Origin of the sequence: Streptomyces sp. ATCC 21386, assembly GCF_018728545.1 — a bacterium.
In the GTDB taxonomy this organism is placed as follows: domain Bacteria; phylum Actinomycetota; class Actinomycetes; order Streptomycetales; family Streptomycetaceae; genus Streptomyces.
In genome coordinates this window covers 9,922,882-9,935,658 of record NZ_JAAVVL010000001.1, presented here as the reverse complement: position 1 = coordinate 9,935,658, position 12,777 = coordinate 9,922,882, and the positions used below count along the sequence as shown (strand labels likewise).

Below are 12,777 nucleotides of genomic sequence, written 5' to 3'. Positions count from 1 at the left end.
ACCGGGCTCACGCCGCCAGAGTGATTGATCGATGAACGAACGTGCCAGGACTTTCAGTGCTCTTCGAAAGTGGCACGTCACGACCAGAGGCCGGCACACCGGCCACGCAAAGCAACCAGCAGCGCTCATAAGCACTCATACCGACGCCGCGCGCACCGGCCGACGTCGGCCGGACATCGGTCGGACGTCGGCCCGGCACGTGCCCGGCCGGGCATCGGCCGGGCACCTGCCGACGCGGGCGTCATCCGGACAACAGGGGGACACCGTGCTGAGCATCCACTTCACGACCGAGGACATGGCCCACACCCGCCTGGCCGCCGAGCCGGACGTGCTCTGGGAGGTGCTGCTGAGCCTGCACGCCCTGCAGAAGCGTCCCGGCACCAAGGAGTTCGGCCTGTGGCGCGAACGGACCCGAGGCCGGCTGCTCGGCGGCACGGCGGACCTGACCCGCATGCTGTGCGAACTGGCGCCGCCCGTGGGCTACTCGGCGGACTTCCTCACCCCGACCGCGGGCGTCTCCTGCCTGGACGAAGCCCTCGACATCCTGCTCGCCACCGCGCGGACCCGGCTGCGCGCGGACCTCGGCGACCTGGCCCCCCGGCGTGCCCCGGCCCCCTGGCTGGGTGCGCTGGCCGCCGGTGACACGGCGGTCGTCAGGACCCTCGGAGAGGCCGTCCGGAGTTACCACCGGACAGCCCTGGCCCCCTACTGGCGGCCCGTCCAGGCCCAGTTGGAGGCCGACCGGGCCACCCGTCTGCACGCCCTGGCCACAGGAGGCGTCGCACGGCTGCTCACCCAGCTGCACCCGCAGGCGCGCTGGCGACCGCCCGTACTCGAACTCCCCTACCCCGTGGACCAGGACCTCTTCCTCAACGGCAGAGGGCTGGTACTCCTGCCGTCGTTCTTCTGCTTCGGCGTCCCCATCACGCTCAAGAACCCCGACACGGCTCCCGTGCTGGTCTATCCAGTCGTCCGCAGCCGGGGCTGGGCGGGGGGAGCCACCGCGCCGGACGGGGCGGCCCCGCGCCCGCTGGCGGCGCTGCTGGGCCGCACCCGGGCGACGGTCATGCAGCTGCTCGTGCACGCCAGCACCACCGGGGAACTGGCCCGTCGCGCCGACATCTCTGCGGCGTCGGCGAGCCAGCACGCCACCGTGCTGCGCCAGGCCGGGCTGGTCTCCACGCGCAGACAGGGCAACACCGTGCGGCACACGCTCTCGCCGCTCGGTGCCGAACTCCTCAACTCCCCCCGCGGACCCCACTGACCCGGAGAAGACCGTCCGGCAGCACGACCCCCGTGCCCGACAGGTGACGCAGGGCCGCCGCGATGGAATGGCAGTCGAACAGGGCCGAGTGTTCGCCGCCCGCGGCGGCGGGCCGGGGGAGACCCAGGGCCTGCCACAGACGGCCCGAGTTGATGCCCGCCGTCGCCGGGGCGACGGCGTTCAGCCACGGACGGACGTTGAGGAAGCCCGGGGTGAGCGCGTTGTGCTCGATCTTCTCGCCCCGGGCCCGGGCCCAGCCGATGTTCTCGCCGAGGACGAGCATGTCGTTGCCGTAGGAGAGGGCGGCCCCGCCGCGGCAGAAGGCGAGGAAGTCGCTCAGGGCCCGGCACGGCGGGAGGCCGTCGCGGTCCACGCTCCGCTGGTCGATGCCGGTGAGGGTGGTGAAGAAGGGCGAGAGCCGAGGGTTCACCACCGGGCGGAGAAGCGTCTCGTACTCCTCGACGACGGAGTACTCCTCATCCATCCGCACCGCGCCGATCTGCACGATCTCCCGCAGTTGGCCGGGGGCCGACCAGTCCTGCTCCATGGCTCCCGGCCACGTCGTGAACTCCAGGTCGAAGATGACGAAGGTGGGCAAGACGTGCGCTCCCGGGTGCGAGGACGGTCGAGGACGGCTACGGAAGCGTCCTACCCAGCAGACCGTCCGGAAGGATCCCGTCCGGCAGGATTCCGTCCGGAAGGCTCCCGTCCGGAAGGCTCCCGTCCGGAAGGCTCCTGCCCTCGTCGCCGGCCGCGAGCCGCGACTTCAGCCCGGCCCCCGAACCCGAACCGTCCCCCGCTCCGGCCCCCGTTCCCTCGTCCTCAGGCGTCGGGCAGAGCGCCTTGGTGACGTGGGCGTCGATCGCCTCGTCGATCGGGCTCGGCTCCAGCGCCTTACCGTCCGCGTTGAGGCGCTGATACTTCATCAGGTTCCAGCCCATGGACAGCTGGCGCTTGCCGTCCGCGCTGGTGAGGCTGATGGTGCCCGCGCCGAAGACCCCGCCGTCGTGGCCCCAGAACCGGGCGCAGCCGGGCACGTCGAAGGTGTAGATGCCGAGGCCGTAGTCGATCGCGGTGCCCGGGGCGATCTCCACCGGAACCGTGCGCCGCATCTCGGCGAGGGACGACCGGCGGAGCAGATCACCGGTGAGCAGCTCGCGGTAGAAGCGGTTGAGGTCGTCGGTCGTGGAGACGATCGCACCGGCCGTGTACGCCCAGGACATGTCGTAGACGCTGTAGTCGCGGGGCGGGTCGATGAGGCCGTAGAACGACTCGTACATCCTGGAGTGAGGGCCCTTGATGTACGCGGTGCGCGGGTACGAGGTGTGGCGCAGGCCGGCGCGGTCGATGACGTTGCGGGTGATGTACGTCGAGGCCTTCTGGCCGGTGACCTTCTCCAGGATCAGGCCGGCCACGACGTAGTTGGTGTTGGAGTACCTGCCCGGCTGCGCGCCGGGGGTGCCGGTGGCGGGGGCCGCGAGGCCCAGCCGCACGAGTTCGCGGGGGTTGATCGAACGGAAGCGGTGCTCGTCGAGGCTGGCGGTGGAGTTCTGGGCGAGGGAGGGGAAGGCGCCGAGGAGGTAGTCGCCTATGTGGCTGGTGTGGTTGAGGAGCATGCGGACGGTGATGGCGTCCCCGTGTTCCCGGGCGTCCCCGGCGCTCCCGCTTCCCTCGAACAGCTCGGGGACGTAGTCCGTGACCGGCGCGTCGAGCCGGATCCGGCCCCGCTCCACCTGCTGCAGGAGTGCCACGGCCGTGAAGGTCTTGCTGATGCTGCCGACGCGGTGCCGCATGGTCGGGGTGACCTTCCGCCCCGTGTCCACGTCGGCCAGCCCGGCCGCGCCGGCCCAGCGCTCCCGGCCGTCGCGCACCGCCGCGTACGTGCCGTACATCCCGGCCTCGTGGACCGCGTCGAGCGTCTCGCGCAGCTCGGCCCGGTCCAGCCTGCCCGACGACGCCGAGGACGCCGAGGCGGCGGCCTCGGCCCCGGGTACCGCCGCGGCCAGCAGAAGTGTGGTGCCCAGCGCGGTCCCGGCGAGCTGTTTGATACGCACGAGTTCTCCCCCTCGTTCCTGACGTTCCTGACACTCCGACGACCCGGGGCGGTCAACTCCCGGGCTCTGCAAGGCGATTGTCACGGAGAACCGATGCGCACTACATCCTTCCCGCGGACGATCACTCTCACTGCGGGGCCATGACATCTGTCATGGCGGCCGACCTCAGGACGGGGCGCTCACGACCGCACAAAGTCCGACAGAGTCATTGATTCGGTTCTGTGCGAAGTCCTAGGGTGGGCGCGGTTTTTCAACAACATCAGACAGCAACCGACGCTCCTCGTCCCACACGTCTCTCCGTACGTGCACCCCCCTGTCATCGCGAGGAAGGCCCCGGCAATGCACCACCCGCACCCGCAAGCGCCCACCGGCACCCCCGCAGCCCGCACCCCCGCAGCCCGCCCCGTCGTCAGCCGCCGCCGGCTGCTGGAGGGCGGCGCCGCCCTCCTCGGCGCGCTGACCCTCTCCGGCGGGGCCGCGCACGCCGCGCCCCGCACCGGGCCCAAGGCCCCCGGCAGCCCCGAGTGGTCCGGCAACATGGCGCTCTTCCAGGTCGGCGCGGAGCCGCCGCACACCACCCTCATGCCGTACGCGGACGTCAGACAGGCCCTCGCCGCCGACCGCACCCGTTCCCCGTACCGGCTGAGCCTCGACGGCCGGTGGAAGTTCGCGTACGTGGACCGGCCGGGCGACCGGGACGAGGACTTCTACAGGACGGACGTCGACGACAGCGGCTGGGACACGATCCCGGTCCCCTCCAACTGGCAGCTGCACGGCTACGACTTCCCCATCTACATCAACATCACCTACCCGTGGTGGGGCCCCAACGGCCTCGGCGAGGAGGCCCAGCCGCCGAACGCGCCGACCCGGTACAACCCCGTCGGCCAGTACCGGCGCACCTTCCGCCTCCCCAAGGACTGGACGGCCGGCGACCGCCGCACCTTCCTCCACTTCGAGGGCGTGAAGTCGGCCCACTACGTGTGGATCAACGGCGAACTCGTCGGCTACCACGAGGACTCGTACGACCCGGCCGAGTACGACATCACCCGGCACCTGAAGCCGGGCACCAACCAGATAGCCGTCGAGGTCTACCGCTACTCGGACGGCGACTGGCTGGAGGACCAGGACATGATCCGGCTGAGCGGCATCTTCCGCTCGGTCTACCTGTACTCCACGCCCGCCGTGCACCTGCGCGACTTCAAGCTGGACACACCGCTCGGCGACGGCTACACGACCGCCGAACTGTCCGTCACCGCGAGCGTGCGCGCGTACGCGGCCGGGCACGAGGGGACGTACTCCGTCGAGACGCAGCTCTACGACGACCGGGGCCACGCCGTCTGGTCGCGGCCCCTCGTGCAGTCCGCCGCCGTCGGCGGGGAGGGCGGAGGTGTCGGCGAGGACGTGACCGTCCGGGCGAAGAAGTCCGTCCCCTCGCCCGAGCTGTGGTCCGCCGAACACCCCACCCTCTACACGGCCGTGCTCCGGCTGCGCGACCCGCGCGGCAAGGTCGTCGAGACCCTCTCCCACCGCGTGGGCCTGCGCGAGTTCGCGCTCAAGGACGGGCTGATGCGGATCAACGGGCAGCCGGTCTCCCTCCGGGGCACCAACCGCCACGAGATCCACCCCGACCGGGGCATGGCGCTCACCCGCGCCGACCTGGTCGAGGACATGCGGATCATCAAACGGCTCAACATGAACACCGTCCGCACCTCGCACTACCCCAACAACCCGCTCTGGTACGAGCTGGCGGACGAGTACGGCCTCTACCTCGTCGACGAGACGAACCTGGAGACGCACGGCATCCGGGACCGCTACCCCGGCAACGACGCCGAGTGGACGACCGCCTGTGTGGCCCGTGCGCGGGCGATGGTCCACCGCGACAAGAACCACGCCTCCGTGGTCATCTGGTCCCTCGGCAACGAGGCGGGCGGCGGCTCCACCTTCGTCGCCATGCGCGACTGGATCGAGTCGTACGACAAGACCCGTGTCATCCAGTACGAGGGCGACGACCGGCCGGCGATCAGCCAGATCCGCTCGGAGATGTACGACAGCCCGCAGCGGGTCGAGCAACGGGCGAAGGACACCTCGGACACCCGGCCGTACGTGATGATCGAGTACTCGCACTCCATGGGGAACTCGACCGGCAACTTCAAGAAGTACTGGGACCTCATCCGGCGCTACCCGGTCCTCCAGGGCGGCTGGATCTGGGACTTCGTCGACCAGTCACTGACCTGGCCGGTCCCGAAGCTGAGGGTGTTCACGGAGGCCGGTCCGAACGCCCTGAAGGGGCAACTCCTCACCGCCGCAGGGACGTTCAGCCGGAGCAAGGGGCTGTCCGGCGCCACGGGCTTCACCCGTGACCCCGCCCTCGACCTCACCGGTTCGCTGACCCTGGAGGCGTGGGTCACCCCGCACGTCACCGGCGGCCACCAGCCGCTCGTCGCCAAGGGCGACACGCAGTACGCGCTGAAGCAGACCGACAGGAGCGTCGAGTTCTTCATCCACGGCGGCGGCCAGTGGGCCAGCGTCAGCTGGGGCACCCCGGCGGACGGCTGGACCGGCCGCGAACACCATGTCGCCGGTGTCTTCGACGCCGAGGCCGGGTCGCTCACCCTCTACGTCGACGGCGAGGTGAAGGCCACTCGCACCACGACCCGGCGGCCCAGCGTCAATACGGCGCCCCTCTCCCTCGGCACCGACACGGACAACCCGACGCGCGAGTTCAGCGGGACGATCCGGCGGGCCGGTGTGTACGCGCGCGCCCTGAGCGGGGCCGAGCTGGCGTCCGGGGGGCGTGGGCCCGGGGACGAGGGAGTGCGGTTCTGGTTCGACGCGGCGACGGTGAAGGTGAGCGAGCGCAAACGGGAGGGCTTCGCGAAGGAACGTTCGTTTTTCGCGTACGGCGGTGACTGGGGCGACAACCCCAACGACGGGGCCTTCGTGGCGGACGGCGTCGTCACGGCCGACCGGGGCCACACCGGCAAGGCGGCCGAGGTCAAGCGCATCTACCAGGCGATCCACGCGAGCCCGGCCACCGGCGCCGAGACCGACCCCCTGACCTCGAAGAAGATCACCCTCACCAACGAGTACCTCTTCACCAACCTCCGTCAGTTCGACGGCAGCTGGACCCTGGTCGCGGACGGCAGGAAGATCCAGCAGGGCCGCCTCACCCGGACCCAGCTGGACGTGGACCCTCTCTCCACCAAGGACATCACCGTCCCCTTCCGCCTCCCGTCCTCCCCCGCGCCCGGCACCGAGTACTTCCTCGAACTCTCCTTCACCACCAGGGAACACACCCCCTGGGCGAAGTCCGGCTTCGAGGTGGCCCGGCAGCAACTGCCGGTGGACGCGGGCAGCCCGGCGGTGGCCCCGGTCCCCCTGGCGAGCGTCCCGAAGCTGACGTACAAGGACGGCCCGGACGAGGTCACGGTCACCGGCAAGGGCGTGAAGGGCGGCCCCGGCTTCTCCGTCACCATCGACAGAAGGAGCGGCACCCTCACCTCCTACAAGGCGGCCGGCACCCGCCTGCTCACCTCTGGTCCGACCCCCAACTTCTGGCGCGCCCCCACCGACAACGACCACGGCAACGGGCAGCACACCCGCAACCAGACCTGGCGGGACGCGGGCACCAACCGCAAGGTGACGGACGTGACCGTCCGCGCACTGGGCGCCGGCCGGGCGGTGGAGATCAAGGTGACCGGCACCCTCCCCACCTCCGTGGAATCCGCCTACACCACCACCTACACGGTCTTCGGCAACGGCGAGATCAAGGTCGACAACACCCTGCGCCCGGGGGCGGCCTCCCTCCCGTACATCCCGGAGGTGGGCACGATCCTCCACCTCCCCCGCCGCCTCGACCGGCTGCACTACTACGGCCGCGGCCCCGAGGAGAACCACTGGGACCGCAACAACGGCACCGACGTGGGCCTCTACTCGGGCAGTGTCGCCGACCAGTGGTCCGGCTACATCCGCCCCCAGGAGAACGGCAACAAGACCGACGTCCGCTGGGCCGCCCTGACCGACCGCGACGGCGAGGGGCTCCTGATCGCGGGCGACTCCCTGCTCGAGGTCAACGCCTCCCACTTCACCCCGGAGGACCTCTCCACCGGCCTGCGCCACGACTACCAGCTCACCCCCCGCGACACCGTCGTCCTGCGCGTCAACCACCGCCAGATGGGCGTCGGCGGCGACAACAGCTGGGGCGCCCACACCCACGACGAGTACAAGCTCTTCGCCAACCGCGACTACGCGTACACGTACCGCCTGCGCCCGCTGCCGGACGTGAACCTCGCGACCAAGCTGTCTCGGAGGCCGACGGCGACGGAGTAGCCGCCACAGGCCGACAACCCACCAGAGGTTGGGCGCATCACAAGGTAGGCAGGGGGCAGCGTGATGCCCCCTGCCCGCCCCCTGCCTAAGGGCTGTCCCGCTACTCCGCCCTGGGCAGGCCCAGGGTTGAGTGCTGGGACGATGGCCCCGATATCGGGCGCGGCTGCCTGGCCGTCATCGGACAGCAGATGCTGGCATGATGATGCTCATGACCTTGTACCGAAAGGCCGATGCCGCGTAGACGGCCCGGCGCGCTACGCGCTGAACAGTCTCCTCGTGTCCCTTGGAGCTTGCCCCCAGACCGGATCCACGGCCTCTCGTCCCGAACCAGCGTGGCGATAGATCGGGTAGAGAGACTCTCGGACGACTACTACCTCTACCCCGGCGCTACCGACCGCGCGCTGCGGCGATATAGAGCGTTCCTGCAACCACCGGGCCGACGACCCCTGTATCCGCAGGGGACGGGGTGTTCATGCCGTGGCTGTTCCTTCGAGGACGTCCGACACGCCCGCGATGTGCTTGAGGAAGTCTTGCGGCAGTTGCCACCCAGGCCACAGGCCGAGCTCAGAGACCGAGTGCATGCCCTGGACGTCAGGTATGTCGAGCGCACACTGCCGGATCAGTTCGCGGCTCATCGTCAGTGGCGTTCTGACCGCTGGTGGCGGCGCCGCCTGGCCGACGGTCCGGAAGGTCGGTGAGGAGTTCTGCCCTGGCATATGAGCAGCGGTGGAATGATCAACACGTGGCTGGTGTGATCACGGCGTCGCAGCCGTCCTGGATAGGGCGGTTCACCGGGCTGAGCCCGCGCTGCTTCGGCAAGCCCGTGACCGCCATGCGCCGCGAGGGAGCGGACGTGGCCCGCCGAGGCCGGCCATGGATCCTGCCCCTGGAGGTCCGCGTTTTGCTTGTCGCGTCGTACTGGCGCACCAACTTGACGCTGCGCCAGCTCGCTCCGCTGTTCGGAATCTCGAAGCCCGCAGCCGGTCGCATCCTTCACCGTCTCGGGCCGCTGCTCGCGTTGCAGCCGCGCCAACGGTTCCACAAGGGCACCGTGCTCATCGTGGACGGCACCTTGGTGCCCACACGTGACCACATGGTGGCTGAGCAGTCGAAGAACTACCGGTACTCCACCAGTCACCAGGTCGTGATCGACGCCGATACCCGGTTGGTCGTCGCAGTTGGCCGTCCCCTGCCCGGCAACCGCAACGACTGCAGGGCAGGGGAACTGTCCGGAACGAAGGCAGCTGTCGGCAACACCACGGTGATCGCCGACGGCGGCTACTGCGGCACCGGCCTGGTGATACCGCACCGCCGCGACCGCGGCCAGGCCGAACTTCCGGCCTGGAAAGAGACGCCCGTCTGCACAACCTCGCTCTTGCTGGATAGCCGGACCGAGCCTGGACGCCCTCGGCTGTGATGGGCACGAGCCAGTTGATCATTGCGGGACAGCCTTTAGCAGCACAGCGACACTGGTTGGCGGTACGTGCGGTCGACAGCAACTGCCTGAACGTGGAAAAGCCTTCGACGACCAGACGCCGATTTGGCACCCTCCCCAGGATGACCATGCCGTCCTTCATTCCCGGACTGGAGCTCTCCCGCCGCTTCTACTAGACGCCGTACGGCCTCTGCTGGACGCTGCCGCGCCGGACATGACGCACTCCGCCGCCCGCCTCGGCAGCGGCTCGGAAGTCCTCGGATTCGACACCGTCCGCTCCGCCGACCACGAGTGGGGACCCCGCCTGCAGATCTTCCTGCGCCCGCAGGACGTCACTCGCCACGGCGCCAGGATCACGGCACTGCTCTCCGAAGGCCTGCCGAAAACCTTCGGCGGCTACCCGACGCACTTCGCCCCCGTCGGTGAAGGAGATATCGGGGTCATGCAGACGACTGACGGGCCGGTCAACCACCGAGTCGAAGTCACAGACCCAGGGACCTGGTTCACCGCGCAACTGGGCTTCGACCCGTGTACCGACATCACCCTGGCGGACTGGCTGGCCATCCCCACTCAACTTCTCGCCGAGGTCACTGCCGGTGCCGTCTTCCACGACGGACTCGGCCAGCTCGCATCAGCCCGCGCCACCCTTCACTGGCACCCCCACGACCTCTGGCTCTACCTACTCGCCTGCCAGTGGCAGCGCATCTCCCAGGAAGAAGCCTTCGTCGGGCGCTGCGGCGAAGTGGGCGACGAAATCGGCTCCGCCGTCGTCGCCGCCCGACTGGTGCGCGATCTGATGCGGCTCTGCCTGCTCATGGACCGCCGCTACCCGCCCTACAGCAAGTGGCTCGGCAGCGCCTTCGCCCGCACTCCCCAGGCACCCGCCCTCAGCCCGGTCCTCACCGCGGTCCTCGCCGCCACCGACTGGCACACCCGCGAACAGCACCTGGCCCGGGCCTACGAGGCCGTCGCGGCCACACATAACCAACTCGGCCTCACCGACCCTGTCGACCCTGCCACGCGGCCCTACCACGCCAGACCCTTTCAGGTGCTGCACGCCGACCGTTTCACCGCGGCGCTGACCACCCGCATCACCGACCCGGCGGTCCGCGCCCTGCCGACGATCGGAAACGTCGACCAGTTCATCGACAGCACCGACGTGCTCAGCCATCCGGCAATGACACGCGCCGCCGCCCTCGCAACGGTCTGCTGTCCCTCCTGAGACCTCCGACTCCAAGCACCGACTGCACTCGACCACCCGCACCTGATCGCGACGGCCGGTGCGCGGCCGGATGCTGCCACACCGGCGAGGGCCACCGCATCACGAGTCGGGCGACGGTCGGTCCGCGGCCGACGGACCACCCGCGGGCTTCGAGATGACGAACACACCCTTGTCCTGGACCCCCTGGAGAATCCCCTCCGCCACAAGCATCTCGATGGCGGACTTGATGGTGCGACGGCTGACAGCGCCGCCCGTCTCCTGCTCCAGCTCATAGTGGGAAGGGATGCGTCGGCCGACCGGGATCTCTCCGAGCCGGATGCGCTCGCGCAGGGCGGACGCGAGTTGCACGTACATCGGAGTGATGCTCTCTCGGTCGATCTCGATCATAAGTTTGAGCGTAAGAGGCTGGCTCAGGGCAGCATAGGCCGAGCTTTAACGTACAAAGACGTGCCATGACGTACCAAGTTGCGCTACGGTCGGAGAAGCCAGCAAGAGGCCCCCGCGGCGGGTGCGACCGTCCGGGGGCGTGGCCACCAGACACGACAAAGAGGAGCTGATGACGGTGGGCATTATCCACGCTTTGATGCGCCAGGTACTGGACTTGTTCGCGCCCGGCACCGGCAGACGCCGGGGACCCACGCACCCGACGGTAGACATCGCCGCCCTGGCCACCGGGGCAGTCCACGCGGCGCCCTCCGCCCTTCCGGCCCACCGCTCCCCGTACGGCCTGCACACCCTTTTCGACGGCGCCGCGACCGTCATGGTCCGGCCGTACCTGGTCGCCGACGAGTGGTCGCAGGAGCAGGGATTCGCCCGGCCGTGTCACTCCTGTGGCCGCACCTCGAGTTGCCCGTCATCACCGCCTCAGGCACGGCAGTTCGCGGAGGCGAGCTGATGACACACGAACAAGCAAGGACCACCGTCCGGCCCACCGAGATTCCCATGCTCCGCGCGTACCGGCTGTGGTTCGACCACACGCGCACGTGCGACGGCGGCTGCAACGGCGTCCCCAAGGCGCAGGACGGGTGCGAGAGCGGGCGGGAACTGTGGGGTGCGTACCGCCTCGCAAGGATCGAAAAAGGTGGGGCGGCGTCATGAGCTGGATCGTCGAGCGGGCACCCGGGCGCCCCGTGCGCCGCACCGACGGCCAACGCCTGGCCGTGCCCCTGCGCGTGACCCGTACCGGCGGCCACCCCACCGAGACCGAACTGACCCTCACCCTCACCGAGGCCGAGCACCTCCACGCCGCCCTCTGCCGAGCCCTCGACGGCCAGCCCCCGCCCCCGGCCGCCCCGGACTGCCGACAGCAGGTGCAGACGTCGCCCGGCACGGCCCACCTCACGGGCCGCGTGTGACGGGTACGCCCCTACGGCGGATCAGCGCAGCAGCAGGTCGACCAGCCCCGTCAGGTCCTCCTCGCCGTCGCGCTCCGTCAGGCCGCGGCGCATCAACGCGAAGTAGGGGGCGAGGAGTTCGGGGCTGACGCCCTGCTGCTCGGCGGTGGTCAGGAAGGTCGGGATGCCGGTCACCTGCATGGCCAGGCTGGAGACGACGTCTCGGGAGTGGTCGCCGCTGCTCAGCTGGGCGGCGGTGAGGTGGACGGACGGGGCCATGGCGACGAGCCAGTCGGCGAGCAGCGGGGCGAAGGCCGTGGGGTCGATGTCCTCCTCGCGGATCAGGGCGAAGGCGTGCGTGGCCCCGGCGAACATGCCGTACATCGCGCTGAGCAGGGCCACGTCGTGCAGAGCCGCGAAGCCAGGGTCCTCGCCGACGTAGGTGGTGCCGACCGGGACGGACAGGGTGGCCCGGTGCGACGCGAACAGCTGCCGTGAGCCGCTCGGCGCTCTGAAGGGTGTTGCGGAAGGTTGTATCCGGGCAGGTCAGGTCCGCTTTGACCTCCTTGAGCAGGGAAGTGCCCTCATCGCTGCCTTCTGCGACACGCTTTAGACCGCTGCCTTCCGCATCCCCGTCAGAAAGTCCCTGATCGCGGCCAGTTCCCGCTCGTCGTATCCCCGCAGCAGGTCCACCGCCCGATCGATGAGCGGGCCGAAGTGGGACCAGCCGAGGGCGACCGCCCGCTCGTCCACTTCGATGGTGACCTTGCGGCGGTCCCGCGCATCGCGCACCCGCCGCACATGCCCGGCCCGTTCCAGGCGGTCGACCAGCGCTGTGGTTCCTGCCGAGTTGAGCCCCAGAGCGGCGCCCAGGTGCCCTGCCGTGGTCTCCTCGCCGGCGCGGGCCGCGTCCATCAGGGCGATCAGCGCACGCACGTCGGTGGGGTGCATGCCGTTGCGCTGTGCGAACCGGGTGCTGTGCCTGCCCAGGTCGACGGCCACCGCACGCAGCAGGTGGACGATCTCCATCTCGGGCCCCGGCTCGGCTCGTTCGACGAGTTCCTCACCCTCGTGATCGGGCATGGGTCACCTCCACGTATCATCTCGCTCAACAAGTATCTTGCTGAGCGAGATAATAG

8 protein-coding genes and 3 pseudogenes are annotated in these 12,777 nt (G+C 69.8%); 6 read left to right on the top strand and 5 right to left on the bottom strand.

Going from position 1 to position 12,777, the window contains the following annotated elements; all coding sequences use genetic code 11:
* The first annotated feature begins 265 nt into the window (after positions 1-265).
* Complete coding sequence (locus GWK25_RS42790) at positions 266-1,264, top strand: winged helix-turn-helix domain-containing protein (RefSeq protein WP_308010844.1); 999 nt, start codon at positions 266-268, stop codon at positions 1,262-1,264.
* Here GWK25_RS42790 and GWK25_RS42785 read toward each other — a convergent pair.
* Together GWK25_RS42785 and GWK25_RS42780 are read right to left on the bottom strand one after the other, a co-directional pair.
* Positions 1,239-1,862: an exonuclease domain-containing protein gene (locus tag GWK25_RS42785; RefSeq protein ID WP_215457084.1), complete on the bottom strand. Its 624-nt coding sequence runs from the start codon at positions 1,860-1,862 to the stop codon at positions 1,239-1,241. The genes GWK25_RS42790 and GWK25_RS42785 overlap by 26 nt on opposite strands.
* 37 nt (positions 1,863-1,899) lie before the next feature.
* The gene (locus GWK25_RS42780; protein ID WP_215457083.1) at positions 1,900-3,318 is read right to left on the bottom strand and encodes a serine hydrolase; all 1,419 of its coding nucleotides are present in this window, start codon (positions 3,316-3,318) and stop codon (positions 1,900-1,902) included.
* Positions 3,319-3,657: 339 nt separating this feature from the next.
* Between GWK25_RS42780 and GWK25_RS42775 the strand changes: the two genes are divergently transcribed.
* From GWK25_RS42775 to GWK25_RS42765, 3 genes and pseudogenes are all read left to right on the top strand, one after another.
* Positions 3,658-7,647: a glycoside hydrolase family 2 TIM barrel-domain containing protein gene (locus GWK25_RS42775; protein WP_215457082.1), complete on the top strand. Its 3,990-nt coding sequence runs from the start codon at positions 3,658-3,660 to the stop codon at positions 7,645-7,647.
* A 742-nt stretch (positions 7,648-8,389) separates the two neighbouring features.
* A pseudogene (locus GWK25_RS42770) lies at positions 8,390-8,998 on the top strand (transposase family protein); the annotation flags it as partial.
* 206 nt (positions 8,999-9,204) lie between these two features.
* Positions 9,205-10,304: pseudogene (locus GWK25_RS42765) on the top strand (DUF4037 domain-containing protein).
* Positions 10,305-10,403: 99 nt separating this feature from the next.
* Here GWK25_RS42765 and GWK25_RS42760 read toward each other — a convergent pair.
* Complete coding sequence (locus GWK25_RS42760; protein WP_215457081.1) at positions 10,404-10,691, bottom strand: GntR family transcriptional regulator; 288 nt, start codon at positions 10,689-10,691, stop codon at positions 10,404-10,406.
* Between the two features lie 196 nt (positions 10,692-10,887).
* Here GWK25_RS42760 and GWK25_RS42755 point away from each other — a divergent pair, with 196 nt between their 5' ends.
* Together GWK25_RS42755 and GWK25_RS42750 are read left to right on the top strand one after the other, a co-directional pair.
* Complete coding sequence (locus GWK25_RS42755; RefSeq protein ID WP_215457080.1) at positions 10,888-11,199, top strand: hypothetical protein; 312 nt, start codon at positions 10,888-10,890, stop codon at positions 11,197-11,199.
* Between the two features lie 199 nt (positions 11,200-11,398).
* Complete coding sequence (locus GWK25_RS42750) at positions 11,399-11,659, top strand: hypothetical protein (protein ID WP_215457079.1); 261 nt, start codon at positions 11,399-11,401, stop codon at positions 11,657-11,659.
* 21 nt (positions 11,660-11,680) lie between these two features.
* Here the strand turns inward: GWK25_RS42750 and GWK25_RS42745 are convergent.
* Positions 11,681-12,145 (bottom strand): annotated as a pseudogene (locus GWK25_RS42745) (NAD(P)-dependent oxidoreductase); the annotation flags it as partial.
* Between the two features lie 102 nt (positions 12,146-12,247).
* Positions 12,248-12,721, bottom strand: a complete 474-nt coding sequence (locus GWK25_RS42740; protein WP_215457078.1) for a MarR family winged helix-turn-helix transcriptional regulator — start codon at positions 12,719-12,721, stop codon at positions 12,248-12,250.
* Positions 12,722-12,777: the final 56 nt, after the last annotated feature.

Bases quoted from the DNA above. Each gene is read 5' to 3' on its own strand.
- GWK25_RS42750 (WP_215457079.1), top strand. From the start codon at position 11,399: ATGAGCTGGATCGTCGAGCGGGCACCCGGGCGCCCCGTGCGCCGCACC.
- GWK25_RS42740 (WP_215457078.1), bottom strand. From the start codon at position 12,721: ATGCCCGATCACGAGGGTGAGGAACTCGTCGAACGAGCCGAGCCGGGG.
- GWK25_RS42760 (WP_215457081.1), bottom strand. From the start codon at position 10,691: ATGATCGAGATCGACCGAGAGAGCATCACTCCGATGTACGTGCAACTC.
- GWK25_RS42755 (WP_215457080.1), top strand. From the start codon at position 10,888: ATGCGCCAGGTACTGGACTTGTTCGCGCCCGGCACCGGCAGACGCCGG.
- GWK25_RS42775 (WP_215457082.1), top strand. From the start codon at position 3,658: ATGCACCACCCGCACCCGCAAGCGCCCACCGGCACCCCCGCAGCCCGC.